The organism is Brevundimonas sp. LPMIX5 (assembly GCF_003576505.1).
In the GTDB taxonomy this organism is placed as follows: domain Bacteria; phylum Pseudomonadota; class Alphaproteobacteria; order Caulobacterales; family Caulobacteraceae; genus Brevundimonas; species Brevundimonas naejangsanensis.
Genome location: NZ_QWTZ01000004.1, coordinates 178,093 through 204,824, shown reverse-complemented (window position 1 = coordinate 204,824; position 26,732 = coordinate 178,093). Strand labels below are relative to the sequence as shown.

Here is a 26,732-nt window from a genome sequence, read left to right as displayed (position 1 = left end):
GTGGGATTAGAATCGAAACCCTACGCCTTCACCTTGATCCGCGCCGTCACCGACATGCCGGGCGACAGCCGCTCCACCCCCTCCTGCCCCGGATCGACGGCGATGCGGACAGGGATGCGCTGGGCCACCTTGGTGAAGTTGCCGGTGGCGTTGTCGGGGCGGATGACGCTGAACTCGGAGCCGGTGGCGGGCGAGATGCGCTCGACCTTGCCCGTCAGGACGCGTCCGCCCAGGGCGTCGACGGTGATCTCGACCGGCTGGCCGACGCGCACGTCGCGCATCTGCGTCTCCTTCATATTGGCCGTGACCCAGACCACGTCGGGGACCAGCGCCATGAACTGCGTGCCGACCGCCGCCTGCTGGCCCTGGCGCACCGTCACCTCGCCCAGCCGTCCGTCGCGCGGAGCCTCGATGCGGGTATTGTCGAGATCGATCTGCGCCAGACGCACCTGGGCGCGGGCGTTTTCGACGGCGGCCTCCAGCGAGCCCTTGCTGACCACGGCCGAGGTGACGCCGGTCTGGGCCACGTCCTCGGCGGCGCGGGCCTGCGCCAACTGGGCCTCGGCGGCGCGCAGGGCGTTCTGGGCTGTGTCGACCTGAGCCTGGGCGACCCAGCCGCCCTCGAACAGGGCGCCAACCCGCGTGGCGTCGGCGCGGGCCTTGGTCACAGCCGACTGGGCGGCGGCGATCGAGGCGCGGGTCTGGGCCACCGATCCGCGCGCCGAAGCCTGGCTCTGGGCCGAGTTGGCCAGCGCGGCCTCGGCCGAATGCAGGGAGGCCTGCGCCTGCTCCAGCCGCTGGCGATAGATGCGGTCATCGATGGTCGCCAGAAGCTGGCCCTGCTTCACCGTCTGGAAGTCCTGCACCTCGACCGAGGTGACATAGCCGCTGACCTGGGGGCTGATGATGGTCACCTGACCGCGGACATAGGCGTTGTCCGTCGTCTGCGGCCCGCCCGAGAAGGGCGGCAGGCCCCAGGCGTGCAGGATCAGGCCGATCCCCACCAGCGCCATGGCGATCAAGGCCACGCTCCACATCACGCGGCGGCCGCTGGACGGCGCCGGGGCGGCAGGGGACGGCCCAGACGGAGGGGGCGCAGGAGGCGCGGCGGGAGCGGACGGCGGAGGGGCGGCGTCAGTCATGATCTGGTCCGGTTCAATCGACAGCCGTCGCGACGGAGGCGGCGGCGTCGGAGGCTTGCGTCTGGGCCCGGCGGGCGGCGCGGCGCGCCTCCAGCTTCGGCCGATAGTGGTTCAGGGCGACCCAGGCGGCGCCGATCGCGGCAGCCCCCGAGATCAGCAGGAAGACGTCGTTGTAGGCCAGCACCTGGGCCTGCTGGCTGACCTGCTGCTGCAGCAGGCCCAGGGCCGCGCCCTGACGCTGGGCCGCGTCGCCGATGACGTGGGCGTAGGCGCCGCCCAGTTGCTGCAAGCGCAGCACGGTCTCGGGATCGCCCAAGCCGATGCTCTCAGACAGTTGGCTGGAGTGAAACTTCTCGCGCAGGGTCTGGATCGTGCCGACCAGGGCGGAGCCCATCAGTCCGCCGACGTTCTGGCCGATCGAAAACAGCACGATGAAGCTGACCATGTTCTTGCCCCCGCCCTGCAGCACCTTGCCGAAGCCCAGGATCATCGTCGGGCCGATGAAGAAGGCGGCGGCGAAGGCCAGAAGCGCCTGGCTGAAATAGAGCTGGGTCGGGCGCGTCAGCACGGTGGCGTGGCTGTCGATGAAGGCGCCGACGGCGATCATGACCAGGGCGATCGAGATCGGCTTCCACAGCTTCATCGGATTGAGGGTGAAGGCGCTGACCAGGGTCCCCGCCGCCGTGGCGGCCAGCATGACCAGGAACAGGCCCTGCATCTGCTGCGGGACCAGTCCCATCTGCTGCAGAAAGCCTACCGCGCCGGTCGTCTGTTCCGACAGGACGATCCGCACCAGCAGGATGGCCAGCAGCAGCCGCACCAGGTCCCGGCCCGCCAGCCACTTAAGGTCGATCAGCGGATTGGTCCGGTTGTATTCAATCAGCACGGCGGCGGTCAGCAGCACGATCGCCCCTGCCAGAGCCCAGCCGATCCACGCCGCCTCGGTCCACCAGACGATGCGGCCCAGCCCCAGAACGGCCGTCAGCAGGGCCACGCCCGGCGCGAACAGGGCGAAGGTGACGAAGTCCAGCGTCTCGAATACCCGCACCCGCTGCGACGGCGGCATCTTCAGGGCGAAGACGGCGGGCAGGGCGACCAGCACCAGCCCCAGTTCGAACATGTAGAAGGCCCGCCATTGATCAAGGTCCAGCAGGCGCGTCACCCCCAGCCGCGCCAGGGGAATGGCCAGGCTGGACAGGCCGACGCCGATGATGATGCCCTTCAGCCGGTGCTGCGCGGGAAAGGCCTGGATGATGTAGAGGATGCCCAGGGTCGACATCCCCGCCGCCGCCATCCCGGCCACGCCGCGCACGACCAGGGTCGAGCCATAGTCTTCCAGAAACAGATGCGCCGCCGCCGTGGCCAGGAAGACAACCAGGATGATCTCGGTGAACAGGCGCAGGCCGTACTGCATCCGGAACTTGACCAGCAGCAGGTTCATGCAGGCGTTGGTCATGACGAAGACCACGGGCAGCCAGGCCGCCTCCGTCGTGGTCACGCCCAGCGCCCCGGCCAGTTGCGGCAGGTCGGCCGTCACGGCGGCGTTGCCCAGACTGCCGGTCAGGGCCACCAGCACCCCGACGAAGGCGTAGGCCAGCCGCCAGGGCGTCGTATGATCCGGCGTCGCGGGCGAGCCGGGCAGAACCGGCCGCTCGTGCGGCTTCAGGGTGGCGAGGTAATCCTCCCACGGCAGGTCCCAGTGACGGCGGCTCATGCGGCCTCGCAGCGCGGCCGCACCGCGTCCAGCACCAGGGCCAGGGACCGCAGGCTGAGCGCCTCGCGCGCCTTCGCCGGCGCTGTCCGCGACGGGGCGCCCAGCATCAGGGCCAGGACTCGGATATCCTCGACGCTCAGGTCCGGCCGCACCCGCCCAGACGCCTGGGACACGGCCAGAGCCTCGGCGCCGGCCGCCTTCAACCCCTGCCGGATCGGGGCCAGAGCCTCGTCCTTCAGATCGCGGATCGCGCTGGACAGACCCGCGCTGTCCAGCATCAGCCCAGTCATCTGCTCCAGGAACCAGATGAAGACGTCGGGGTCATCCAGCCGCGCGCGGCTGCGTCTCGCCAGACCGTCGATCTGCTTCAGGAAGACCGCCAGGGCCAGTTCGGAGCGGTCGGCGAAGTTTCGATACAGGGTCGCCCGCCCGACCCCCGCCTGCTCGGCGATCAGATGCAGCGGCGCATCCAGTCCATCGCGCGCAAAGGCGGCCTCCGCCGCCAGAAGCAGCTTCTCACGACGTTCTGCGGCGTCTTGTCGCAATGGACGGGTCATGGCGCGCTAAGTGGACACTTGTGTCCGGTTATTCAAGTGGCAATCCCCCCTGAATGCGCAAGTCGCGCGCAAGCTGCGCCGCGAGAACGCTCTGGCGACGGATCAAACTGACGGATTTTCTGGGGAACCAGCTCAGGGGCCGGTGGTGCCGGTGGTCGGACTCGAACCGACACTCCTTGCGGAACCGGATTTTGAGTCCGGCGCGTCTACCAATTCCACCACACCGGCACGGCCTGGCTCAAGGCGGCGCAATCTAGCGACGGCGAAGGCTCCGTCAATCGAAGATCGCACCGCGCCGCATCATTCGTCTTTGCGGCGGATGCGGCTGCCTGTCGAAAACTCGCCGCCGGACATGGTGTAAGAGACCCGATAGGCAATCAGGCGCGTCGGAACCGGCTCGCCGCCGCCCCCGCGATTCTCCAGTCGACCTTTTCTCGCTCCTCGTATGGCGGCCTCGCCGAAGCCGCCGTTGGTCGGAAATTCGGTCTCTACCACGCAGTCTCCAACCCGCCCGTCGGACTGGCTGAGACAGGTGATGACCGCGAAGCCCGCAGTATAGGTCCGACCCTCGGGGTATTCAGGCAGGGGAATACGCTTCCAGGCCAGGTTGACCGGCAAACCGTCGACTTCCAGCTCTTCCAATTGCTGATCGCGCGAGTCGACGAGAGGCCGCCCACACGCCGCCAAAGACTGATCAATCGCAGCATTGGACGCGGGCAAGTTCACCAGATAGCGCAGGTTTCGTCCACCTTCGGCGCCGCCGGGCACGGTGATCGTCATCGTCCCGCCTTCGCGCATCTGGCGCGCCAGGGGCGCCGGCAATTCCGAGAAGGCGACGCTGGGATCAGCGCCCAGCATAAAGCGTTGTTCGGCCGCGTCCTTGTCGCCGATGCCGATGACCAGGACCCGATTGGATTTATGGAAATCCTTGACCGCACTCGCCGCCGGCAAGCCGCCAACCATGACCTGATAGACGCCGCGTTGACAACGTGCGGCCAGCAGAAGTCCGTTATCGAACTGCGTATAGGCCACCGTCAGCTGTTCTTCGGGCTGAACCAACAGGTCCCAGTCTTCAGCGTCCTGAGCCGTCGCTGCTGCCGCGACGGCCAACCCCATCACGGCCGCCGCTAACCCGCGCACCACCCATGTCCTCATCGGCCCTCTCCGCTCCCTGCCTCAAGAGGGTAGCCGCTCCACGGCTCGCCGCAAGCCCAACCGGATCAGCGTTCGCTCAGGCCGGCTCCACGGTCTGCTCGATGGCGCCGAACAGGGTGCGGTTCTTGTCGTCCAGCATTTCGATGCGAACGGTGTCGCCGTGTTTTAGGAAAGGGGTCTTGGCCGCGCCGGTCTGGATGGTCTCGACGGTGCGGATTTCGGCGATGCAGCTGTAGCCAAGGCCGCCTTCGGACACCGGCTTGCCGGGCCCGCCGTCGGCGTCCTTGTTCGACACCGTGCCCGAGCCGATGACCGTCCCGGCGCCTAAGGAGCGCGTCTTGGCCAGGTGGGCGATCAGGGTCCCGAAGTCGAAGGTCATGTCGACGCCCGCGTCGGCGCGGCCGAAATCCTGACCATTGATCTGAACCAGCAGGGCGCCGGACAGCTTGCCGTCATTCCAATGCTCGCCCAGGGCGTCCGGCGTGACGAAGACCGGCGACAGGGCGCTGGCGGGCTTGGACTGGACAAAGCCGAAGCCCTTGGCCAGTTCGCCGGGGATCAGATTGCGGAGCGAGATGTCGTTGACCAGGCCGACAAGGCGGATCGAGGCCAGAGCTTCGTCGCGACCGGCGCCGAGCGGCACGTCGCCGGTGACGACCACGATCTCGGCCTCCAGGTCGCAACCCCAGGCCTCGTCCTTCAGCGGGATGGCGTCGCGCGGCGACAGGAAGCCGTCGGAGCCGCCCTGATACATCAGCGGATCGGTCCAGAAGCTCTCGGGCATCTCGGCCCCGCGCGCTTTGCGCACCAACTCGACGTGATTCACATAGGCCGAGCCGTCGGCCCACTGATAGGCGCGCGGCAGGGGGGCGGCGGCCTCGTGCTCGCGGAAGCGGCCGCGCGGCACGGCTTCATGCTCAAGGCTTTCGGCCAGGGCGCGCAGTAGCGGCTCGCACCGCTCCCAGTCGTCCAGCGCCGCCTGCAGCGTCGGGGCGATCAGGAAGGCGTCCGTGAACCAGTTCAGGTCGTTGGAGACGACGACGAGGCGGCCGTCACGGCCGTGCTTGAGCGAGGCGAGTTTCATGAGCTGAAGCTAATCCGAAGCAGGGGCGGAGGGAAGTCTGCGCGAGGGCGGCAGGCGCCTCACACGGTCTGAGCGCCCGGCGGGCTGATGACGGCGCGCGCCTCGGCGCCGGTGCGTTTGGCCGGGTCGCGGACCTCGACCTCGATGATGATGGCGCCGACGGGGTCATGCGCCCACAGATAGCGGCGCTCGACCTCGACCTCGCGGCCGGACGGGGCCATGCCCTCATAGGTGTCGCCCCAGGGGGTGATCGCCTTCATCTCGACCCAGCGCAGGGCGCAGGCCGCGTCCAGTTCCTCAAGCGCCATTTCCGACAGTTCGTCGGCGTGGGGTTCGGGCGTTTCAGGGCTTACAGCCATCGACGGACCTTCTGGCGATAGGCGGCGTATTCAGCGCCGAAACGGGCGGACAGATAGCGCTCCTCGCGGGCGATGACGAAGCGGTCGACCACGATCAGGCAGGGGATCAACAGGCCCAGCGCAATCGGGCTGTCCATCGCGATCGCCAGTCCCAGATAGGTGATGGCGAACCCCAGATAGATGGGGTTGCGGCTGAAGCGGTAAAGGCCGCCGGTGGCTAGAACCGTCGTCGGCTTCCACGGTTCGGGCGGGGTGCCCAGGCGGCGGAAATAGCCCGCCGCCGCCCCGTCCAGCAGCAGGCCGCCCAGGATCAGCACGAGGGCGAGGCCGCGCCGAACCTCAGTCGCAAGGCCAAGCGACGGCTCGCCCAGCCACTGGCCCAACCCCCAGCCGCCGAACAGGAAGGCGAAATAGATCGCGGGCGGCGGCACGACGACGCCCGAATGATCGCCCCTACCCGGCTTCATGGGCGTCAACGCGCGGCTTCTTCGTCGCCGTAGATGGCGACGCGCGCGGGCGAGGTCGAGGACACCGCGCCGCGATACATGCCCGAGGTGTTCATCGAGAAGGCGTGGACGCCGTCCTTGCCCATGACGATGACGCCGCCGTCGCCGCCGATGGAGCCGACCTCGGCGATCTCGGCGTCGGCCGCCTGTTGCACGGAGGCGCCAGTCGCGGTGCGGCTGCAGATGTCGCGGGCCACGGTGGCGCGGATGAAGTATTCGCCCGAGCCCGTCGCCGAGACGGCGCAGCCGTCGGCGTTGGAGGCGTAGGTCCCGGCGCCGATGACCGGCACGTCGCCGACCCGGCCCCAGCGCTTGGCCGTCATGCCGCCGGTCGAGGTGGCGGCGGCCAGGCGGCCCTGGCTGTCCATCGCCACGGCGCCGACGGTGCCGAACTTGCGCTCGTCCAGCGGGGCTTCATGCAGGTTGAAGGCCAGGGGCGCGGCCGGACCCAGACGGGCCGGTTCGGCCGGCGCGCCTTCCGGGCGCGGCGGCAGCGGCTGGCCGGCGTCGCGCAGGGCCTTCAGCAGGGCCTGCCAGCGGCTTTCGGTGAAGAAGAAGCCGGGGACGACCTCTTCCAGACCCGCCGAGCGGGCGAAGGTCTCGGCGCCCTCGCCTATCAGCATGACGTGGGGTGACTTCTCCATCACCGCGCGGGCGGCGGCGATGGGGTGGCGGGTGCGGGTCAGGCCCGCGACGGCCCCGGCGTTCAGGTCCGTGCCGTCCATGACGGCGGCGTCCAGTTCGTTCTTGCCCGCCGAGGTGAAGACGGCGCCGCGCCCGGCGTTGAACAGGGGGTTGTCCTCCATCACCTCGACGGCGGCCTGAACCGCGTCGAGCGAGGAGCCGCCGCGCGCCAGCACGGCCGAACCGGCGTCCAGCGCCGCTTGCAGACCGGCGCGATAGGCCGCGTCGCGCTCGGGGCTCAGCTGGGCGCGCTCGATCACGCCCGCGCCGCCGTGGATGGCCAGCGACCAGGTCGGCGCCTCCTGAGCGAGGGCAGGCGCGGCCAGGACGGCGGCGGCCGCAGCAGCGGCGAAGGCGATGGACTTCATTTCAGGCTCCCCAATGTACTGTCTGATCCCCATGCAATGGGGAGGCGGGCAAAGCTAGGCCTTGTGGTGCAGGCGACGCCAGAGCCGGTGGGCCAGGATCGGGGCGAAGCCGCAGACGAGGGCGGCGATCAGGACCATCCAGAACCCGCCCCCCAGCCAGTATTCGCCCGCGAGCGCCCCGGCCCCGGCCGCCAGAAGCGGGCCGAGCCAGGGCAGCCAGTGCGGCGGTCGGAACCGCATTTAGGCGTCGACCTTGATGACGCCGCGACGGATCTGGTCCAGCTCGATCGAATCGAACAGGGCCTGGAAGTTGCCGTTGCCGAAGCCTTCATTGCCCTTGCGCTGGATGATCTCGAAGAAGATCGGGCCGAAGGTGTCCTGGGTGAAGATCTGCAGCAGCAGGCCTTCCTCGTCCGAACCGTCGATCAGGATGCGGTTCTTGCGCATCCGCTCCACGTCCTCGCCGTGGCCCGGCAGGCGTTTGTCGATCAGTTCGAAATAGGTCTCGATGGTGTCCTGGAAGTCGACGCCGCGCGCGCGCATGGCTTCGACCGTCTCGAAGATGTTCTCGGTCGTCAGGGCGATGTGCTGGATGCCTTCGCCGTTGTAACGGCGGATGAATTCCTCAATCTGGGAATTCTCGTCCTGGCTCTCGTTCAACGGGATGCGGATGGCGCGGTCGGGCGCGATCATCGCCTGGGAGAACAGGCCCGTCGCCTTGCCCTTGATGTCGAAATACTTCTGCTCCTCGAAGTTGAACACCGAGTTGTAGAAGCCTGACCAGGTGCGCATCTCGCCGCGACGGACGTTGTGGGTCAGGTGGTCCAGGATCTCCAGACCGACGCTGTTTCTGCGCTCGGCCTCTTCCCAGCCCTCGATCTCGTCCCAGGCGTCATAGAGAGAGCCGGTCTCGCCATACTGGTCGATGACGTAGAGCAGGCTGCCGCCGATGCCCTGCAGCACATAGGGGTAGTCGTTGGCCAGCGCCCCGCCGTGCACGCCCTCGGCTGCGCGTGCGCCACGCGCCAGCGCGCCTTCATAGGCCGCCTTGGCGTCGGCGACGCGGAAAGCCATGCCGTTGGCCGACGGGCCGTGGTCGCGGGCGAAGTCCGCCGCCTGCGCTTTCGGCGTTCGATGGACCAGCATGGTGATGTCGCCCTGTTTCAGGCGCACCACGTCATTGGCCGGGTTCACATGGGTGGGGGTGAAGCCCATCAGCTCCAGACGCGAAATCATCGCCTCGGGCGCGGGGCCGGTGAATTCAACGAACTCGAAGCCGTCGACGCCGAGGGGGTTTTCCTGGTCGAGTTTGGCGGCGTCCTGCATGACGCGTCTCCTCTCTCTTATGGTTTGGCGCGGCCGGGGCCGTCATGGCGCGGCCGCTGATTGGGGCGGAACCTACTGGCGGGGCGGCATGGGGCGCAAGGCGGGTTTCAGCGGAAAGGGCGCACGTTCCAGTGTCGCAGCCGCGGCCTGACCTCTCGCCCGCATCGGCGCAGCCTGCTATCGGGCAGAACGACAAGAGGCGGGGGCCTCGATCAGGACGCCTGAATGCTGCGCAAGCTCTACGACTGGGTCTTCTCTCTGGCCCGCCATCGTCACGCCACCCGGTCGCTGGCCGTCGTCTCCTTCGCCGAAAGCTCCTTCTTCCCGATTCCGCCGGATGTGATGCTTGCGCCGATGGTGCTGGCCAAGCCCGAGCGCGCCTATTTCTATGCGGCGGTCTGCACCATCGCCTCGGTGCTGGGCGGCCTGCTGGGTTACGCCATCGGCTATTTCCTGGAGCCGGTCGGCCTGCAGATGCTGGCCTGGCTGGGCAAGGCCGATACGTTCGAGGCGTCCAAGGCCCTGTTCCAGCAGCACGGCGCCTGGGTCATCCTGATCAAGGGCCTGACGCCCATCCCCTTCAAGCTGATCACCATCGCCTCGGGCATCTTCCAGTTCAATCTGGCGCTGTTCATCGCCCTGTGCGTCGTCACGCGCGGCGCCCGCTTCTTCCTGGTCGCCTTCGTGCTCAAGCGCTGGGGGCCGCCGATGCTGGCGATCGTCGAAAAGCGGCTGGCCCTGTTCACCGTGCTGTTTCTTGTGCTGCTGGTCGGCGCCTTCTTTATAGTCAAGCTTATCGGACACTGATCGACGCCGCCCCCGGCACGGTTTATGAGAGGCGCCCGGTTCCTGTGAGGCGCACATGAGCGCGATCTACAAATTGCTGACCCGCTGGTGGACGGCCTTCGCCCTGGCCGCCGCCCTGGCCATGCTGGGCGCCGCCCATGCGTTCGAGCGGTTCGGCGGAATGCCGCCGTGCAGCCTGTGTCTGAAGCAACGCGAGGTCTATTGGGCCGCCGTCGCCATCGCCGGAGCCGCGACCTTCTGGGCCCTGTTCAGCCGGGCCAGCCGGGGCACGCCGCGCATCGCCTCCTTCCTGCTGGCCGTCGTCTTTCTGACGGGGGCGGTCACGGCGGGTTATCATGCCGGAGGCGAGCTGAAGTGGTGGAACCTGCCCGCCACCTGCATGGCCGCGCCTTCGACCTCGATCGACCTGTCGGCGCTGACGGCGCTGCTCGACGGCACGGGCGGCAGCACGGCCTTCGTCTCCTGCGGCGACGTGCCGTGGAGTTTTGCGGGCCTGTCGATGGCGGGCTGGAACTTTGTCATCTCCCTGGCGCTGGCTATCATCAGCCTGCTGGCGGCGAAACGTCCCAAGGACGCGCGCGCGCCCAAGAGCTAAGAAGGGGCGTCATGACCCAATCCGCTGAAGACATCGCCGCCGCCCGCCGCATTCCCCTGCCGCGCCCCGGCGTCGGTCAGGACAAGGCGCGCCTGGCCGAGATGCTGCGCGTCGACCATGCCGGCGAGTTCGCCGCCGTCCACATCTACCGCGCCCAGCGCGCCGTGCTGGAAGGCCGCAAGGGCAAGGACGCCATCGCCGCCGACCTGACCGAGATGGAAGGGCATGAAGCCGTCCACCTGGCCCGCTTCGAGACCCTGCTGAACGAGAACCGGGTGCGCCCGACGGCCATGATCCCGCTGTGGAAGCTGGCGGCCACGGCGCTGGGCGCCGGCACGGCCCTGATTTCGGAAAAGGCGGCCCACGCCTGCACCGAAGCGGTTGAGAGCGTCATCGAGAAACACTATGCCGACCAGATCGAGGAAATCCGCGACCGCGACCCCGAACTGGCCGCCGAACTGACCAAGTTCCGCGAAGAGGAACTGGCCCACCACGACCACGCCATCGAGCACGGCAGCCGCGAAGCGCCCGCCTATCGCCTGCTCAGCAGCGTCATCAAGGTCGGCTGCAAGGCCGCCATCAAGATCAGCGAACGCATCTAGAGCCCTTCTCCCTCCCCTTTATGGGAAGGGTGGTCGCGTAGCGACCGGGTGGGGAGGGCTTGGTGATCCCGGCCTCGGCGCCTGCACAGCCTTGCCGCCCCCACCCGGTTTCGCCCTGCGGGCTCAACCACCCTCCCCATGAAGGGGAGGGAGAGGCGTCAGCGCTTGGCTTACCCCATCGCCGAGCCGACGCCGCGCCCGCCGCCGGGGACCGGCGCGACGTCCAGCAGCTTGAGGCGGAACACCAGCACGGCGTTGCCGGGGATCATCGGCGGGCCGCCCATCTCGCCGTAGCCCAGCTCGGGCGGCAGGAAGAGAATCCACTCGTCCCCCGGTTTCATCATCTGCAGGGCCTCGGTCCAGCCGGGCACCACCCCCTCGGGCGAGAAGACGGCCGGGGCGCCGCGCTTGAACGAGCTGTCGAACACCGTGCCGTCGGTCAGCGTGCCTTCATAGTCGACCTTGACCAGATCGTTGCGGTCGGGGCTGACGCCGCCCGCCGGGCCGGAGGCCACGACCTTGTATTGCAGGCCGGACGGAAGGGTCCGGACGCCTTCTTCGGAGGCGTTCTGTTTCATGAAGGCAGCGGATTCGGCGGCGTTCCTGGCCAGGTCCTCGGGCGCGGCGGCCGGGCGGCCGCAGGCGGCCAGGGCCAGCAGGGCGGTCGCGGCGAGGGCGGCGGCGGCCGGGCGTTTAGCCCATGCGAAGTTCATAACCCTGGTCCTTCAAGGCGGCGCCGATTTCCTCGGCATGACGGGCGTCGCGGGTCTCGACCATGATGTCGAACTCGGCGCCCTTGGCGGGCACGTCCAGCGCCAGCCGGTTGTGCACGACGTCGATGATGTTGCCGCCCAGACCGCCGATCACGGCGGCCATGGCCGACAGCATGCCGGGGCGGTCGTCGCCCAGGATGCGATAGACGATCAGCCGCTTCTCGCGGACCATTTCGCGGTTCAGCACCACGGCCAGCATGCGGGCGTCAATGTTGCCGCCGGTCAGTTCGACGCCGATCTTCATGCCCTTGAAGCGTTCGGGGTTGGCCAGGATGGCGGCCAGGCCGCCCGCCCCGGCGCCCTCGGCCACCGTCTTCTCCAGCGTCGCCAGCAGGGCCACGCCCTTTTCGAAATCAGCCTCCTCGCAGACGAAGACCTCGTCGATCAGGCTGTCGGCCAAGGCGAAGGGAATCTCGCCCACGGCCTTGATGGCGATGCCCTCGGCGATCGTCTGGCCGCTGCATTTGGCGGGCTCGCCGCGACGGCGCGCGGTGAAGGAGGGATAGCGGGCGGCCTCGACACCGAAGATCTTGATGTCCGGCTTGACCGCCTTGGCGGCGATGGCGCTGCCCGCGATCAGGCCGCCGCCGCCGATAGGAATAATCAGGGCGTCGAGGTCCGGCGCGTCCTCGACGAACTCCAGCCCGCAGACTCCCTGCCCCGCCACAATGCCCTCATCGTCGAAGGCCGAGACGAAGACATAGCCGTGCTCGGCCTTCAGCCGCTTGGCTTCCTCGGTCGAGGCCGAGAAGTCGAGTCCGTGGATGACGACATTGGCGCCGTGGGCGCGGGTGCCGTCCACCTTCACGAAGGGGGTGCCCTCGGGCATGACGATGGTTACGGGCACGCCCAGACGGCCGCCGTGATAGGCCAGGGCCTGGGCGTGGTTGCCGGCCGAGGCGGCGACGACGCCGCGTTTCTTCTCGTCCGGGGTCAGTTGCAGCAGCCGGTTCAGGGCGCCGCGCTCCTTGAAGCTGCCGGTGAAGTGCAGATTGTCGAACTTGATCCAGATCTCGGCGCCGGTCAGCTGCGACAGGCGGCGCGAGTAACGGACGGGCGTGCGGTCGACCTGGCCGGCGATACGCTGCTGCGCCGCCCGGATGTCGTCGATGGTGACGGTCATGAAGTCCCTAAATTCAGTGTGGCCGGCCTCTGTCGTCCGGTCTCCGGCGTCTCTTGTGGAACAGGCTGCGGCGGCGGGCAACCTTGACTCACCCCTGCGACGGGGCTCATGCCGGAACACGCCTGATCGAGTAAAGCCGGAGCCGACCTACGATGACCGACCGTCCCTCGAACGCGCGCCGCTCGCGCCGGATCGCCCTCGCCGCCGTGGCGGTCGCCGGACTGACGCTGGCCGCCTGCGCCACCACGCCGATGGGCGGCGGGACCACCGGCCCAGCCGTCTTCAGCGCCGACGACTTCGCCTGGTCGGCGCGCGCCGGTCAGGCCTCGATCAACGGCCGTGTCGAATTCATTCAGGACGGCCGCGCCTTCCAGTGCGTCGGCAATGTCGGCCTGATCCCCGACACCCCCTACACCCGCGCCCGGATGCAGCGCCTGTACGGCTCGACCGAACGCGCCGCCGTGCCCGCCGCCGTGGTGCGCGCCCGCTCGGCCGGGGAACAGGGCGCCGACTATCGCTCGTTCGAGCGGGCCGAAGCCTGTACGGATAACGGCTTCCGCTTCACCGGCCTGCCCGACGGCGGCTGGTTCCTGATCTCGCCGGTCAAGGCGGGAGACGAGATCGTGGTGGTTATGCGCCGGGTTCAGACGCGCGGCGGGCGCGCCATCAGCGTCAACCTTGGCCATTGACAATACTGACGAATTACGAAAGCTGATCGCTGTTCGCCATCCTTTGGCCGTATGAGGCCGCTCTCTGAACCGTCCGCTACAGGACAGTCGGGAGCGTTTTCTTGTCCCAGCATAACATCGTGGGCTCCGAGGCCTTCAGCAATCGACAGTATGTGCTGATCACGCACGTCAGATCGAGCGGCTCCCGCCGTCGGCGCGCGCGCGCCATGACCGCCTATGTTGTCGTGGCCGTCCTGGCCCTGTCGGCGGGCGCGGCGGCGGCGGCCTTCGCCCTGGGGCCCTTCCTGGTGCGGGCGCCGCAGACCGAGGCGCTCTCCGCCGCTCCGGCATCAAACCAGCCGACGCCCAGCCTGCCGACGCCGCCCGCCGCCTGATCCCCCCCTCTTCTCGTCCGTCTTCTCATCCGCCTGTTGCGTCAGCGTGTCCCATCAGCACGCTTGCAAGTGCGAGTGATTATTACTATTCGCCATTCCTCTTGATTGAGGCATGGAATGACGAGCTTGAAGACCGGCGCCGCGAGCACACTGGCCCTGCTGACCGTGATCGGCGGCTGGGCGACGACGGCGCAGGCGCAGGAAACCAACGTCGCCACGGTTGACGATGTCGTCGTCACGGCCTCGACCCGCGCCCAACGCATTGAGCAGGCGCCCGCCACCATCACCGTCGTCTCGGCCCAGCAGCTGGAAAGCCGCGCCTATGTCGATCTGTTCGACGCCGTGCGCGATGTCGAGGGCGTGTCGGTCAGCGGCGGCTCGAACTTTCAGGACATCTTCATCCGGGGCCTGCCGGGCGCCTATACGCTGACGCTGGTGGACGGACGGCGCCAGTCGACGCGCGACGCCCGGGTCAACGGCAACGGCGGTCTGGAGCAGAGCTTCACCCCGCCCGTCTCGGCCATCGAACGGATCGAGGTGGTGCGCGGGCCGATGTCGTCGCTGTACGGCTCGGACGCCATTGGCGGCGTCATCAACATCATCACCCGCAAGGTGCCGGACCGCTGGGGCGGGACGATCTCGGCGGACTATGTGGCGCAGGAAGGCGGCGACAGCGGCGACTGGAGCCAGGGTCAGTTCTACCTGGCCGGGCCGATCGTCGGCGGCAAGCTGGGCGCCCAGATCTGGGGCCGGGTCTATGACCGCGCCGAGGACGACATCTTCAACGCTCCCAGCAGCACCGGCGTCATGGGGTCCGAGGAACACAGCCTGACCGGCCGTCTGGCCTGGACGCCCACGCCCGATCACGAAGTCCTGCTGCAGGCCGATACGACGCGGATCGAACGGTCCAGCACGGCGGGCAAGACGCTGGCCGCCAACGGCCGCAGCACCCGGAACGACCACAGCCGCGACAGCGCCTCCCTGTCGTGGAACGGGAACTGGAGTTGGGGGACCAGCGCCCTGTCGCTGATGCGCGAAGAGTCGTCGCGTGAGATTTTCACCGCCGACGCGACCGGGGCGATGGTGCGCAATCCACGCGCGCCGGAACTGACCAATACGGTGCTGGACGCCCTGTTCAACCTGCCGCTGCAGGGCTCGCGTCTGGGGGATCACAACCTGGTCTTCGGCGGCCAGTGGATCGAGAACAGCCTGAAGGACATCAATCCGGGCGCGCGCGACAATGTGGCCAGGACCTTCGATGTCTGGCAGCGCGCCCTGTTCATCGAGGATGAATGGACGCTGACGCCGGAACTGGCGCTGACGCTGGGCCTGCGGGTCGACGACCACAAACGATACGGCGATCACTGGAGCCCGCGCGCCTACGCCGTCTGGACGCCCAGCGAGACGCTGACGATCAAGGGCGGCGTCTCGACCGGCTTCCGCGCGCCGGAAATCCGCGCCGTGGCCGACGGCTACGCCTATGAAACAGGCGGCGCCAACTGCAACTATGGGGCGGGCCTGTGCGGCGTCATCATCGGCGACCCGAACCTGAAGCCGGAAAGCAGCGTCAACTATGAGGTCAGCGCCCTGTGGCGGCCGATCCCGACGCTGGCGCTGAACGCCACGGTGTTCCGCACCGACTTCAAGGACAAGATCGCCGATGACCGCGTGTGCGGTCCGGACGTCAACAACAACGGCGTCTGCGACGTGCCGGATGAAGTCATGCGCTGGGATCAGGACCCGCTGTATCAGCTCTATTACTGGTACAATATCAACGACGCCCGCATTCAGGGCGTCGAGCTGGGCGGCAGCTGGCAGGCGACCGATCAGCTGACGCTGAAGGCGGGCTATACCTATACGGACTCGGCCCAGAAGGGCGGGCTGTACGACGGCCTGCCGCTGTCGCGCACGCCCGAGCACATGGCCAATCTGCGCGCCGACTACGCCGCGACGGACCGGCTGAACCTGTGGGCGGCGGCCTCCTATCACGGCGAAGAGATCAATGCCGGCCTGCGCGTCGGCATCAATGGCGAGCCGGTGCTGGACGGGCCGCGCCAGGTCGGCCGCCGCTATCCCGACTACGCCCTGGCCGACATCGGCGCCAACTGGCGGGTGCGCGACGACGTGACGCTGAAGTTCGGCGTCTACAATCTGACGGACAAGGTGCTGAATGTCGCCGATTACGACTTCCAGGGCGACGGTCGTCGCTATTGGATGGGCGTCAGCTGGGACTTCTGAGGATGGGGCCGATGGCCGAATTCAAACCGGGCCGTCGCGCCCTTCTGCTGGGCGCCGCCGCCCTGATGGCCGCTGGCGCCGGGGCCTGCACGCGACGTGAAGAGACGGGGGCCTCGTCCCTGCTGACCGATCTGCGCGACCGGCCCGTCGCCATCACCCCGCCGGTGACGAAGCTTTCAATCGACGACAGCCGCTTCCTGATCGCCCTGTCGCTGATCCATCCCGATCCGGTCAGTCTGCTGGCGGCCTGGGCGGGCGACGTGAACCGGCTCAGCCCCGAAATCTACGCCGCCTATCTGGAAAAGTCCCCGGCGCTGGCCAGCCTGCCCAGGACGCCCAGTTCGGCCGCCGCCTTCAACGTCGAGGCGGTGCTGGGCGCCCAGCCCCAGGTCGCCCTGGTGTCGCTGGATTCAGGCCCGACCGACGCCCAGACGGCCCAGTTGGAGCAGGCGGGCGTGCGCGTCGCCTATATCGACTTCTTCCAGCACCCGTTCCAGAATCAGCCCCGCAGCCTGAGCCTGCTGGGGTCCATGATCGGCCGCGAGGAGCAGGCGCAGGCCTATAACGCCTTCCGCGCCGCCAAGCTGAAAACCATCTCCGACCGTGTGGCCGGGCTGAAGGACGAGCAGAAGCCGACCGTCTTCCTTGAGGCCCACGCGGGCAACGGACCGGACTGCTGCAACTCGGTCGGCGCCGGGAATATCGGCGACTATCTGACCTTCGTCGGCGCCCGCAACATCGGGGCCGAGGTGCTGAAACAGCCGTCCGGCAAGCTGAACCTGGAGTTCGTGGTCGAGCGCGATCCCGACATCTACATCGCCACCGGCGGCCCGCACCTGGAGAAGACCGGCGGCTTTGTCGTCGGCCCGAAATACGACGCAGAGACCTCGCGCGCCTCGCTGCGCCGCGTGGCCGGGCGGCGCGGCCTGTCGACCCTGAAGGCTGTGCGCGAGGGCAAGGTGCACGGCCTGTCGCACCAGTTGATCAACTCGCCCATCGACATCGTCGCCACCGAGGTTCTGGCCAAGTGGATACAGCCCGAACTGTTCGCCGATCTGGACCCGCGCGCGACGCTGGACACGATCAACAAGGACTTCCTGGCCGTGCCCTATCGCGGGGACTACTGGACCGATCTGGTCCCGGCCGCCTGATGTCCTGCCCCCTGATTTCACCCCGGAGAACCGCCATGACCATCCTGCGCAACGGCCTTGTCACCGCCGCCGCCTTCGCCGCCCTGACGATGGCCTCGACCGCCTCGGCCCAGACGATCGAGAAGACCGTCAAGGTCGCCCCCGGCGGCCTGTATGAGATCGTCTTCAACCCGGCCGACAACGACCTCTATGTCGCCGCCGTTGGCCCGCGCAGCGCCAATCAGGCCCAGATCGTTCGCCTGCAGGGCCAGAGCCTGGCGCCGGAGTCCTCGGTCGATGTCTCGGCCAATCCGCTCTACGGCCTGAACCTGAACCCCCGCACCCAGGTCCTGTACGGCACCGACACCCGCGCGGGCGCCGTCACGGCCATCAACGCCCGCACGGGCGAAGTCATCTCCACCATCCGCAACGGCGACGAAGAAGGCGCTCACGTCCGCCAGGTCGTCGTCGATGAGGCGAACAACAAGGTCTATGTCAGCGTCGTCGGCGGCGAGGCGGACGACGCCGCCAAGCCGAACCTGGTCTGGGTCATCGACGGCGCGACCAATAAGGTCGAGCGGGCCATTCCCGTCGCGATCGGCGCCCTGACCGGGGCGGCCTTAGATCCGGCGACCAACCGCCTCTACGTCACGGGCATGAGCAGCAATGAAGTCGCCGCCATCGACCTGGCCACCGGCGAGACGGTCGGCAAATGGCCGTCGCACGGCGATTCCGCCATCAACGTCGCCGTCGATTCCGAAGGCCGCCGCCTGTTCGTCGCCAACCAGAAGTCGGGCGAACTGACGGTGCTGAACGCCGACACCGGCGCCCTGATCCACAAAGCCGCCACCGGCGCGGGCGCCCTGAGCGTCGCCTACAACGGCGCGGTCAAGCAGATCTACGTCGCCAACCGTCAGGCGGGCACGGTGACGGTGCTGGATTCGGACACCTATGAAGTGAAGGCCAACCTGGAAACCGGGACCTTCCCCCAGACCATCGCCATCGATCGCGCGACCAACGCCGTCTACGTCTCGAACAAGGCGCGCGGCCTGCCGCGCAACGCCCCGGCCGGCACGCCGGTCCCGGTCGACCCGACCGGCGACGTGGTGACGCTGATCCGTCCGTAGTCCCGATCAGGACCGAATAAGAAAAGGCCCGGCCGCCGATGCTGCCGGGCCTTTTTCATGGGTTGGATAGAAGCGACGATCAGTGCGCCAGCACGTCGTCGATCATGACCTGCAGCACGCCGCGATCGCAGCGCTTGACGCGGGCCGAGACGCGATAGACCTCGGCCAGGATGGCGGGCGTGACGGCTTCGTCTGGCGTTCCGAAGGCGACCAGCCGCCCCTTGGCCATGACGGCGATCCGATCCGAAACACGCGCCGCCGCCTGAAGATCGTGCAGCACGATCATCACCGTCATGCCCCGCTCGGCCGCCGCTTCGCGCGCCAGGTCCAGCACGCGCAGTTGATAGTGCAGGTCGAGCGCGCTGGTCGGTTCGTCCAGCAGCAGCAGGCGCGGCTCGCGCGCCAGGGCCTGAGCCAGGCCCGCCAGCTGTTTCTGGCCGCCTGACAGCCGGTCCAGACGCTGCCCGGCCAGAGCCTCGGCGCCGATGCGTTGCAGCACCTCATAGGCGCGCTCGACCGCCTGTTGGTCGGTGAAGCTGGCGCCGCCCAGCGGCGTGGCGCGGATTGAGGCGACCACCGTCTCCAGCACCGTCAGGGCTACGCCCTGCGGCAGGGTCTGGGGCATGTAGGTGACGCGCTTGGCCCGATCGGCCAGCGACAGGCCGGTCAGTTCAGCGTCATCCAGCCGGATCGCCCCCTTGGCCGGAATCAGACCAGCGAGAGCCCGCAGGAAGGTGCTTTTGCCCGCGCCGTTCGGGCCGACCACGGACACCACCTCGCCGGGGCTGAGCGGCGGCAGGCTGAGGCCCTCGACGATGGGGCGGCCGCCGTAACCGGCGCTGAGATTCCGGATATCCAGCCCGGTCATGCGCGTCCCCCGTTGCGGAAGATCAGCACCAGGAAGACCGGCACCCCGATCACGGCGGTGACGATGCCGACCGGCATCAGCACGCCGGGCACGATGATCTTGGACGCCGCCGAGGCCAACGACATGATGACGGCCCCCGAGAGGATGCTGGCGGGCAGGAAGAAGCGGTGATCCTCGCCGACCAGCAGGCGGGCGATGTGCGGCCCGACCAGACCGATGAAACCGATGGCGCCGACGAAGGCCACGGCCGTCGCCGACAGCAGGCTGACCCGCAGCAGGGACAGGAAACGCAGACGCTTCACGTCGACGCCGAAGCTCATGGCCCGGTCCTCGCCGAGGCGAAGCGCCGTCAGGCCGCGCGAAGACAGCAGGGAAAAGGGCGCGACCACCGCCAGCACTACGCCCAGCGCCCCGACATTGCCCCAGGTGGCGCGCGACAGCGATCCCATGGTCCAGAACACCAGCTGCTGCAGCGCCTCGGCCGAGGACAGGAACTGCACCAACGCCGTCAGGGCGTTGAAGGCGAAGACCAGGGCGATGCCGAACAGGACGATGTTCTCGACGCCCGAGCCCTTCATCCGCGCCAGCGCCTGGAGCGCCAGCACCGAGCCGAAGGCGAAGACGAAGGCGTTCAGCGGCACCAGCCAGTCGGCGCCGATGAAGCTGGCCCCCACTCCCAGCACGATGGCCAGCGAAGCGCCGAAGGAGGCGGCCGAGGACACGCCCAGCGTAAAGGGGCTGGCCAGCGGATTGTTCAGCACCGTCTGCATCTCGGCGCCCGCCAGGGCCAGGGCGGCGCCGACCATCATCGCCATCAGGGCGTAGGGCAGGCGCACCTGCCAGACGATGGCCTGCTGGGCCGTGGTCAGGCTGGAGGGGTCGAACACGCCCTGAAGCACGGTCAGGGGAGACATGGAGGACGGCCCCGTCACCACGTCCAGCAGCAGGCTGCACAGGGCCAGAACCGCCAGCCCGCCGATGGCGACGAACCGCAAGCGCACGTCGCGCCCATAGGCCGCGATCGCGTCGGGCGTTCGGCTGGGCGTCGCGCTGGGGGCCGCCTTGGACGCGACAGGTTCGAGACTCGCCAACAGCACACTCCATTCAGCCACTGCGTCGCAATACATCTCGGGGCCGAGATGGGCTAGGGTGAAGGCATGGATTCCGCCCCTTGCGTCTTTTCGCCGTCCGCCCCGCCCCTGTCCGGCGGGTGCCGCGCCTTGAGCCTGGCCGCCGAGAGCGACGCGCCCGGCCTGACCCTGTGGCTGAGCGCGCCCGAGGGCGAGCCCCCGGCTGAGGGCTGGCCCTTGCTGATCGTGCTGGAGGGTGAGGCCTATTTCACCGCCGCCGCCGAGTGCGCGCGCCGCCTGGCCCGCCGCCCGCAGAAGACCCGCGTGGGGCCGATGATGGTGATCGGCGTCGCCCTGGCGCCCGGCGCCGAGCGACTGGGCGCCTTCGCCTTCGTTTCCGGCCCCGACAAGGGCGGGCGGACAGTCGCGCCGCGCGGTCCCGACCTGCTGCGCCGACTGATCGCAGACGTCCTGCCGCTGGCGGTCCGGCACGGCGCCGACCCGGCGCGCGCCGCCCTGATGGGCCATTCCATGTCGGGTCAGTTCGTATTGGAAGCGCGCGCGCGCTCGGCCCCCTTCGCCCGCTTCGTCGCCATCAGCCCGTCGATCTGGTGGAATCCGGCCGTCATCAAGGCCCAACCGCCGCAGACCCGAAGCGACCTGTTCCTGGCCGTCGGCGCCGAAGAAGAGGCCCCTGCCCTGCCCGGCCCGCATCTGGCGCGGCGCATGGTCTCCAACCTGCGCGCTCTGGCGACAGCCAACGGGGCGACCCTGTCGGTCCTGGCCGACGAGGACCACGGCTCTGCGCCCTTCGCCAGCCTGCCCGCCATCCTGCGTTTCGTCGCCCGTTCCTGAGATCGCCGCAACGAACTTGCGCCCTCAAGACCAAAAGCGCATGAAATCCGCCCTCCCCCTCGCCCTATCGAGAAATCGCCGTGTCCGACGAAAAGCCTATCGCCACCTTGCCTGAAGGCCACCCCGTCGGCCGCGTCATCGCCATGCCCGCCGACACCAACCCCGAGGGCGACATCTTCGGCGGCTGGCTGCTGGCCCAGATGGACCTGGCCGGGGCGACCCCGGCGTTCGAGCGCGCAGGCGGCCGCTGCGCCACTGTGGCGCTGGACGGCATGGTGTTTCACCAGCCGGTCTCGGTCGGCGACGAGGTGTCCACCTACGCCAAGATCATCCGTGTCGGCCGCACCTCGATCCGCGTTCATGTCGAGGCATGGAAGCGGGCGCGCGGCCAGGCCGAGGCCCTGTCGGTCCGCGTGACCGAGGGCGTCTTCACCTATGTGGCCATCGACCAGGACCGCAAGCCGCGCGAAGTGCCGCCTGCCTGAAGACGTTCTCAAGTCCCAGCGCGACAGTCGGAAATTCTTGACCTTCGGGGGTTGCGGCCCTACCTCCCCCGCATGGCCATTCGTCGTATCCTGACTATCGATAACGCCGCCGACTTGGCGATCCTGAAGACCGTCGCCGCACCCGTCGAGGGCGGCGTCAGCGACGCCGTGCGCGCCCTGATGGATGACATGCTGGAAACGATGTACGATGCACCGGGCATCGGTCTGGCCGCACCGCAGATCGGCGAATTGACCCGCGTGGTCGTCATGGACCTGGGCGACAAGCCGGTCGAGGGCGCCGCTGACGAGCCGCAGACCGAAGAAGAGGCGCTGGAGCGCCGCAATCCGCGCTTCTTCGTCAATCCGGAAATCCTGTGGGCGTCGGAGGAGATGTTCTCCTACGAAGAGGGCTGCCTGTCGGTGCCGACCTATTACGACGCGGTCGAGCGTCCGGCCCGCGTGCGCGTCCGCTACATGAACTATCAGGGCGAGACGATCGAAGAAGAGATCGGGGGCCTCTACGCCGTCTGCTTCCAGCACGAACTGGATCACCTGAACGGCGTCCTGTTCATCGACCACCTGTCGCGCCTGCGTCGCGACCGCGCGGTCGCCAAGGTCAAGAAACACGCGAGGATGGCCGCCTGATGTCCCGCAAGACCCGCATCATAGACCAGCGCGGCCGTCGCCGCCTGACGCGCAATGAAAAGGTCGGCGTCGCCAGCGTCGCGACCCTGCTGGCCGTCGCCGCCGTCGGCGTGGTGGCGGGCCTCATCGTCGACCGCCTGCTCGATTTCGACGACGCGCTGGACGCGGGCGGCGAGTGGGACGAGGGCGGCGGCGTCTATACCCGCTGGATGTAATCGGCCTCACGGTCTAAAGGCCTGCCCATGCGCCTAGCCTTCATGGGAACCCCCGACTTCGCCGTGCCGTCCCTGGCCGAGCTGATCGCCTCGGGGCACGAGATCGTCGCCGTCTATTCGCAACCGCCGCGCCCCAAGGGCCGGGGCCAGAAGCTGACGCCGTCGCCGGTTCACGCCTTCGCCGAGGCCATGGGCCTGCCGGTCTTCACGCCAGAAAGCATGAAGTCGGCAGAAGCGATCGACGTCTTCAAGAGCCTGGACCTCGACGCCGCCTGCGTCGTCGCCTACGGTCAGATCCTCAAGCCCGAGGTTCTGGAGGCGCCGCGCCTGGGCTGCTTCAACCTGCACGGGTCGCTGCTGCCGCGCTGGCGCGGAGCCGCCCCGATCCAGCGCGCCATCATGGCGGGCGATCGCCAGACCGGCGCCCAGATCATGCGGATGAGCGAGGGGCTGGATGAAGGCGCCATCATCCTGTCGGAACTGATGGACATCCACGCCGACGACACGGCCGCCAGCCTCAGCGACCGCATGGCCCATGTCGGCGCCGCCCTGTGGCCGCGCGCCCTGGCGGCCATCGAGCGCGGCGGCTTCACTGAGACGGAGCAGACGGGCGAGCCGACCTATGCCCGCAAGATCACCTCGGCCGAGGCCCGCATCGACTGGACCCGCCCCGCCGCAGAAGTGGACGCCCATATCCGCGGCCTGTCGCCCTTCCCCGGCGCCTGGTTCGAGGTCGAGGCCGACGGCGAGCCGGTGCGCATCAAGGCGCTGATGTCGATGCTGGCTGACGGGCAAGGCCCCGCCGGTCAGGTGCTGGACGACGCCCTGACCATCGCCTGCGGAAGCGGCGCGGTGCGTCTGACCCGCGTGCAGCGCCCCGGCAAGGCGGCGCAGGCCGCCGACGAGATGCTGCGAGGCTTTCCGGTTCCGGCAGGTGTGGTTCTGGCCGAGCCGCGTCGGGTCGAGAAGGCAGAGCCTTCTGATCGCGGCCCCCAAGGATAATGCCCCGGTACCGCTTCACCGTTGAATACGACGGCTCGGCCTATAACGGCTTTCAGGCCCAGACCGACCAGCCGACCGTCCAGGGCGCCATTGAGACGGCCATCGCCGCCTTCACCGGCCAGAGGGTGCGTATCGCCGCCGCCGGTCGCACCGACACGGGCGTCCACGCCACGGGCCAGACCTGTCATGTCGATCTGGAACGCGACTGGCCCGCGCAGACGGTGATGAACGCCCTGAACGCCCATCTGGTGAAGGAGGCGGTCGCGGTGCTGGACTGCACGCCGGTCAGCGACGACTGGCACGCGCGCTTCACCGCCAACGGGCGCAAATACCTGTATCGCATCCTGAACCGGCCCGGCCGCCCGGCGCTGGACCGGGGCCGGGTCTGGCACGTCAGGAAGCCGTTGGACGCCGAAGCCATGCACGCGGCGGCGCAAGCCCTGATCGGCCTGCACGACTTCACCACCTTCCGCGACGCCGCCTGTCAGGCGGCCAGTCCGATGAAGACGCTGGACGTAGCCCGCGTCGCCCGCGTCGGTGAAGAGGTGCATCTGGTGTTCGAGGCGCGCAGCTTCCTGCATCGTCAGGTGCGCTCAATGGCGGGCAGCATCGCCGAAGTGGGTCTGGGCCGCTGGAGTCCCGCCGATCTGGCCGAGGCGCTGGCGGCGAAAGACCGCGCCCGCTGCGGCCCGGTGGCGCCGTCAGACGGGCTGTATCTGACGGGCGTCACCTATGAGGCTGAAGCCTAGCGCTTGAACAGACCGCCCAAGGCGCCGCCGAGGCCGCCCGGCAGGTTGTTCAGAAGACCCCCCAGCATGTCGTCAGCGCCGGCGGCCGTACCGTTCGGCGTCAGGCGGTCGATGATCTGCGGCAACAGGGTCGCCAGAGTCGCGCTGGCCTGTTCCGGCGACACGCCCAGCTTTTTGGCGAAGTCAGCGATAGGGCCGGAACCGAGCACGGCGGCGATCTGCTCGGCGCTGATCGCGGCGTTGCCGCCCTTGCCGATCCATGAGGCCGCCACATCGCCCAGGCCGTTCTGACCGAACTTTTCCGTCAGGCCCGCCACGCCGCCCTGGCTTTTCAGCAGATCGGCCACGCCCCCGGCCGCGCCGTCGCCCAGACCGCCCAGAATATTGTCCAGAAGTCCCATGCTCATTCCTCCGATTGGAGCGTCAGCATAGCGGATATCCTTGGCGGATTTGCCGCTGAAACGTAAAACAAGGCGTCCGGCGACAGGGGAGCGGCGAAAGCCTTCGCGTCAGTTCTTCGCGCGTTCCGAGCCCGAGGTGACGGCCTGACCGGCGGCCGACAGGTCGCGACCGATGCCCGAGACCGTATTGCAGGCGGCGGTGGTCAGGGCTGCGGCGATGACGCCCAGAACGATGAGCTTGCGCATGATGAAATCCCCGTGGATCGATAGAGCGCTTCAACGTGAAGCTTGGCCATAAGGTTGCATGGCCAATTCATCCTGCAATCTGCTAACGGCGAACGTATGACGCAAGCTCCTGACACCGCCGCCCGCCGTCTGGTCGAAACCCTGGTGATGAACGGGGTCGACAAGGTCTTCTGCGTGCCGGGCGAGAGCTATCTGGCCGTGCTCGACGCCCTGGCTGATGTGCGTGACAGGATCGAGGTCATCGTCTGCCGTCATGAGGCGGGCGCCGCCAACATGGCCGAGGCCTATGGCAAGCTGACGGGCCGTCCCGGCGTCTGCATGGTCACGCGCGGGCCGGGCGCGACCCACGCCAGCATCGGCGTGCATACGGCGCATCAGGATTCGACGCCGATGATCCTGTTCGTCGGCCAGATCGCCCTGACCGACCGGGGCCGCGGCGCCTTCCAGGAGGTCGACTATCGCGAGGTTTTCGGCGGCCTGGCCAAATGGGCGACCGAGATCGAAAGCCCGCAGCGCACGGTGGAAGTGGTCGAGCGCGCCTTCGCGACGGCGCAGCAGGGCCGCATGGGTCCGGTCGTCGTCGCCCTGCCCGAGGATATCCTGCACGAGAACGGCGGCCCCGCCCCGGTCCGTCCGGTCGTCCCGGCAAAAGCCGCACTGGACCCGGCCTTCGTCGAACAGGTGCGCGAACGCCTGAGCCGCGCCGAGCGTCCCATGCTGATCTTGGGCGGTTCAGGCTGGACCGATGAAGCGACCGACGCGATTTCAGGCTGGGCCGAACGGCTGGGGCTGCCGGTCGCCCTGTCCTTCCGCCGCAAGGATCTGATCCGCAACGACCACCCCGGCTATGCGGGCGACCTCGGCCTTGGCCCGAACCCGAAGCTGGTCACGCGGGTCAAGGAGGCCGACCTGCTGCTGGTCATCGGCGCGCGCATGGGCGAGAATCCAACACAGGGCTACACCCTGCTGGACCGGACGAAGACGGCGCAGACCCTGATCCACATCCATCCGGGACCGGAAGAACTGGGCCGCGTCTGGGCGCCCGCCCTGTCGGCGGCGGCGGATAACTCACTGGCAGCGCTGACCCTGTCAGCGATCGAGCCGGGACGGACATGGAACGATCAGGGCGCAACGGCCCATGCCGACTTCCTCGCCTTCTCCTCGCCCATCGCGGTGAACAGCGCCGTCAACATGAGCGAGGTCAACGCCCATTTGGCGCAAGCCCTGCCCGAGGACGCCATCATCACCAACGGCGCAGGCAATTTCGCCGCCTGGCTGCACCGCTTCCACCGCCATCAGGCGCGCCGCACCCAGTTGGCCCCGACCTCGGGCGCCATGGGCTACGGCTATCCGGCGGCGCTGGGAGCCAAGGCGATCCAGCCGTCGCGCGAGGTCGTCTGCATCGCCGGCGACGGCGACTTCATGATGAGCGCCAATGAGATGGCCACCGCCGCCCAGTATGGGCTCGGCGTCGTCGTCGTGGTCGTGGACAATGGGACCTTCGGCACCATCCGCATGCACCAGGAGCGGGAATACCCGGCTCGCGTCATCGCCACCGAGCTGAAGAACCCCGACTTCGTGAAATATGCCGAGGCCTTCGGCGCTTTCGCCGTGCGCTGCGAGACGACCGGCGACTTCCCGGCGGCCCTAGCGGCGGCGCGCGAGGCGGCGGCAGGCGGCCGTCCGGCCCTGATCCACCTGATCACCGACGCCGAACAGATCGCGCCGGGGCGGACGATTACGGATTTGCGGGGTCAGTAATACCTCCCTCTCCCGGCGGGAGAGGGCTTGAGCGCACGAGAGCCGAAGGCGAGCGTTCTGGCGCGAAAGGGTGAGGGGCTGA

Annotated in this window: 31 protein-coding genes and 1 tRNA gene; 15 read left to right on the top strand and 17 right to left on the bottom strand. The window is 68.4% G+C overall.

Annotated elements, in window-relative coordinates; translation table 11 throughout:
- Nucleotides 1-20 precede the first annotated feature (20 nt).
- The 11 genes from D1604_RS06100 to hppD all read right to left on the bottom strand — a co-directional run bounded on the left by D1604_RS06100 (nt 21) and on the right by hppD (nt 8,895).
- Nucleotides 21-1,142 (bottom strand): HlyD family secretion protein, encoded by a 1,122-nt coding sequence (locus tag D1604_RS06100; protein ID WP_233551921.1) that lies wholly within the window; start codon nt 1,140-1,142, stop codon nt 21-23.
- A gap of 13 nt (nt 1,143-1,155) precedes the next feature.
- Entirely contained in the window at nt 1,156-2,856 is a 1,701-nt protein-coding gene (locus tag D1604_RS06095; RefSeq protein WP_119412634.1) for an MFS transporter, read from the bottom strand.
- A complete protein-coding gene (locus D1604_RS06090; protein ID WP_119412633.1) occupies nt 2,853-3,413 on the bottom strand; it encodes an SbtR family transcriptional regulator in 561 nt (186 codons plus the stop codon). Before D1604_RS06090 ends, D1604_RS06095 begins: the two co-directional genes overlap by 4 nt.
- A gap of 143 nt (nt 3,414-3,556) precedes the next feature.
- Nucleotides 3,557-3,641 (bottom strand) — tRNA-Leu (locus tag D1604_RS06085).
- 72 nt (nt 3,642-3,713) lie between these two features.
- Entirely contained in the window at nt 3,714-4,568 is an 855-nt protein-coding gene (locus D1604_RS06080) for a hypothetical protein (protein WP_147399882.1), read from the bottom strand.
- A gap of 76 nt (nt 4,569-4,644) precedes the next feature.
- The gene (locus D1604_RS06075; protein WP_119412631.1) at nt 4,645-5,652 is read right to left on the bottom strand and encodes a fumarylacetoacetate hydrolase family protein; all 1,008 of its coding nucleotides are present in this window, start codon (nt 5,650-5,652) and stop codon (nt 4,645-4,647) included.
- Nucleotides 5,653-5,711: 59 nt separating this feature from the next.
- On the bottom strand, nt 5,712-6,011 hold the full coding sequence (locus D1604_RS06070) for a hypothetical protein (RefSeq protein WP_024353784.1): 300 nt from the start codon (nt 6,009-6,011) through the stop codon (nt 5,712-5,714).
- Complete coding sequence (locus D1604_RS06065; protein WP_119412630.1) at nt 6,002-6,478, bottom strand: methyltransferase family protein; 477 nt, start codon at nt 6,476-6,478, stop codon at nt 6,002-6,004. The genes D1604_RS06070 and D1604_RS06065 overlap by 10 nt, the downstream gene beginning before the upstream one ends.
- Nucleotides 6,479-6,483: 5 nt before the next feature.
- Nucleotides 6,484-7,569, bottom strand: a complete 1,086-nt coding sequence (locus D1604_RS06060) for an isoaspartyl peptidase/L-asparaginase family protein (protein WP_119412629.1) — start codon at nt 7,567-7,569, stop codon at nt 6,484-6,486.
- 54 nt (nt 7,570-7,623) lie between these two features.
- Nucleotides 7,624-7,809 (bottom strand): hypothetical protein, encoded by a 186-nt coding sequence (locus D1604_RS06055; protein WP_024353787.1) that lies wholly within the window; start codon nt 7,807-7,809, stop codon nt 7,624-7,626.
- Nucleotides 7,810-8,895 carry a 4-hydroxyphenylpyruvate dioxygenase gene (gene hppD, locus D1604_RS06050; protein ID WP_119412628.1) on the bottom strand — a complete coding sequence of 362 codons (1,086 nt, stop codon included), beginning with the start codon at nt 8,893-8,895 and terminating at the stop codon, nt 7,810-7,812.
- Nucleotides 8,896-9,120: 225 nt separating this feature from the next.
- Here hppD and D1604_RS06045 point away from each other — a divergent pair, with 225 nt between their 5' ends.
- From D1604_RS06045 to D1604_RS06035, 3 genes are read left to right on the top strand one after another with little or no spacing between them, the layout of a single operon-like run.
- Nucleotides 9,121-9,702, top strand: coding sequence for a YqaA family protein (locus D1604_RS06045; RefSeq protein WP_119412627.1), 582 nt, complete (start codon nt 9,121-9,123; stop codon nt 9,700-9,702).
- A 55-nt stretch (nt 9,703-9,757) separates the two neighbouring features.
- On the top strand, nt 9,758-10,297 hold the full coding sequence (locus D1604_RS06040) for a disulfide bond formation protein B (RefSeq protein WP_024353790.1): 540 nt from the start codon (nt 9,758-9,760) through the stop codon (nt 10,295-10,297).
- An 11-nt stretch (nt 10,298-10,308) separates the two neighbouring features.
- Nucleotides 10,309-10,899 carry a demethoxyubiquinone hydroxylase family protein gene (locus tag D1604_RS06035; RefSeq protein ID WP_119412626.1) on the top strand — a complete coding sequence of 197 codons (591 nt, stop codon included), beginning with the start codon at nt 10,309-10,311 and terminating at the stop codon, nt 10,897-10,899.
- 170 nt (nt 10,900-11,069) lie between these two features.
- Here the strand turns inward: D1604_RS06035 and D1604_RS06030 are convergent, their stop codons facing one another.
- Both D1604_RS06030 and D1604_RS06025 read right to left on the bottom strand, forming a co-directional pair.
- A complete protein-coding gene (locus D1604_RS06030; RefSeq protein WP_119412625.1) occupies nt 11,070-11,612 on the bottom strand; it encodes an FKBP-type peptidyl-prolyl cis-trans isomerase in 543 nt (180 codons plus the stop codon).
- Entirely contained in the window at nt 11,593-12,795 is a 1,203-nt protein-coding gene (locus D1604_RS06025) for a threonine ammonia-lyase (RefSeq protein ID WP_119412624.1), read from the bottom strand. Before D1604_RS06025 ends, D1604_RS06030 begins: the two co-directional genes overlap by 20 nt.
- A 152-nt stretch (nt 12,796-12,947) precedes the next feature.
- Here D1604_RS06025 and D1604_RS06020 point away from each other — a divergent pair, with 152 nt between their 5' ends.
- From D1604_RS06020 to D1604_RS06000, 5 genes are all read left to right on the top strand, one after another.
- Nucleotides 12,948-13,484 carry a hypothetical protein gene (locus D1604_RS06020; protein ID WP_119412623.1) on the top strand — a complete coding sequence of 179 codons (537 nt, stop codon included), beginning with the start codon at nt 12,948-12,950 and terminating at the stop codon, nt 13,482-13,484.
- A gap of 101 nt (nt 13,485-13,585) precedes the next feature.
- A complete protein-coding gene (locus D1604_RS06015; protein ID WP_119412622.1) occupies nt 13,586-13,858 on the top strand; it encodes a hypothetical protein in 273 nt (90 codons plus the stop codon).
- A 117-nt stretch (nt 13,859-13,975) separates the two neighbouring features.
- The gene (locus D1604_RS06010; RefSeq protein ID WP_119412621.1) at nt 13,976-16,096 is read left to right on the top strand and encodes a TonB-dependent receptor domain-containing protein; all 2,121 of its coding nucleotides are present in this window, start codon (nt 13,976-13,978) and stop codon (nt 16,094-16,096) included.
- Nucleotides 16,097-16,107: 11 nt separating this feature from the next.
- Nucleotides 16,108-17,247 (top strand): ABC transporter substrate-binding protein, encoded by a 1,140-nt coding sequence (locus D1604_RS06005; protein WP_233551918.1) that lies wholly within the window; start codon nt 16,108-16,110, stop codon nt 17,245-17,247.
- Nucleotides 17,248-17,282: 35 nt separating this feature from the next.
- A complete protein-coding gene (locus D1604_RS06000) occupies nt 17,283-18,353 on the top strand; it encodes a YncE family protein (protein WP_119412619.1) in 1,071 nt (356 codons plus the stop codon).
- 79 nt (nt 18,354-18,432) lie between these two features.
- Here the strand turns inward: D1604_RS06000 and D1604_RS05995 are convergent, their stop codons facing one another.
- Together D1604_RS05995 and D1604_RS05990 are read right to left on the bottom strand one after the other, a co-directional pair.
- Entirely contained in the window at nt 18,433-19,221 is a 789-nt protein-coding gene (locus D1604_RS05995; protein ID WP_119412618.1) for an ABC transporter ATP-binding protein, read from the bottom strand.
- A complete protein-coding gene (locus tag D1604_RS05990; RefSeq protein WP_233551930.1) occupies nt 19,218-20,318 on the bottom strand; it encodes a FecCD family ABC transporter permease in 1,101 nt (366 codons plus the stop codon). The genes D1604_RS05995 and D1604_RS05990 overlap by 4 nt, the downstream gene beginning before the upstream one ends.
- A 60-nt stretch (nt 20,319-20,378) precedes the next feature.
- Between D1604_RS05990 and D1604_RS05985 the strand changes: the two genes are divergently transcribed.
- From D1604_RS05985 to truA, 6 genes are all read left to right on the top strand, one after another.
- Entirely contained in the window at nt 20,379-21,146 is a 768-nt protein-coding gene (locus D1604_RS05985; protein WP_119412617.1) for an alpha/beta hydrolase, read from the top strand.
- A gap of 80 nt (nt 21,147-21,226) precedes the next feature.
- Entirely contained in the window at nt 21,227-21,631 is a 405-nt protein-coding gene (locus D1604_RS05980; RefSeq protein ID WP_119412616.1) for an acyl-CoA thioesterase, read from the top strand.
- Between the two features lie 72 nt (nt 21,632-21,703).
- Complete coding sequence (gene def, locus D1604_RS05975; RefSeq protein WP_119412615.1) at nt 21,704-22,276, top strand: peptide deformylase; 573 nt, start codon at nt 21,704-21,706, stop codon at nt 22,274-22,276.
- Nucleotides 22,276-22,491, top strand: a complete 216-nt coding sequence (locus D1604_RS05970; RefSeq protein WP_024353805.1) for a hypothetical protein — start codon at nt 22,276-22,278, stop codon at nt 22,489-22,491. The genes def and D1604_RS05970 overlap by 1 nt, the downstream gene beginning before the upstream one ends.
- A gap of 27 nt (nt 22,492-22,518) precedes the next feature.
- A complete protein-coding gene (gene fmt, locus D1604_RS05965; protein ID WP_119412614.1) occupies nt 22,519-23,493 on the top strand; it encodes a methionyl-tRNA formyltransferase in 975 nt (324 codons plus the stop codon).
- Nucleotides 23,493-24,242 carry a tRNA pseudouridine(38-40) synthase TruA gene (gene truA, locus D1604_RS05960; protein WP_119412613.1) on the top strand — a complete coding sequence of 250 codons (750 nt, stop codon included), beginning with the start codon at nt 23,493-23,495 and terminating at the stop codon, nt 24,240-24,242. Before fmt ends, truA begins: the two co-directional genes overlap by 1 nt.
- On the opposite strand, the gene D1604_RS05955 is transcribed toward truA, so the two are convergent.
- Complete coding sequence (locus D1604_RS05955) at nt 24,239-24,649, bottom strand: YidB family protein (RefSeq protein WP_119412612.1); 411 nt, start codon at nt 24,647-24,649, stop codon at nt 24,239-24,241. The genes truA and D1604_RS05955 overlap by 4 nt on opposite strands.
- Nucleotides 24,650-24,751: 102 nt before the next feature.
- Nucleotides 24,752-24,889, bottom strand: a complete 138-nt coding sequence (locus D1604_RS05950; protein ID WP_119412611.1) for an entericidin A/B family lipoprotein — start codon at nt 24,887-24,889, stop codon at nt 24,752-24,754.
- A gap of 96 nt (nt 24,890-24,985) precedes the next feature.
- Here D1604_RS05950 and D1604_RS05945 point away from each other — a divergent pair, with 96 nt between their 5' ends.
- Entirely contained in the window at nt 24,986-26,650 is a 1,665-nt protein-coding gene (locus tag D1604_RS05945) for a thiamine pyrophosphate-binding protein (RefSeq protein ID WP_119412610.1), read from the top strand.
- Nucleotides 26,651-26,732 lie beyond the last annotated feature (82 nt).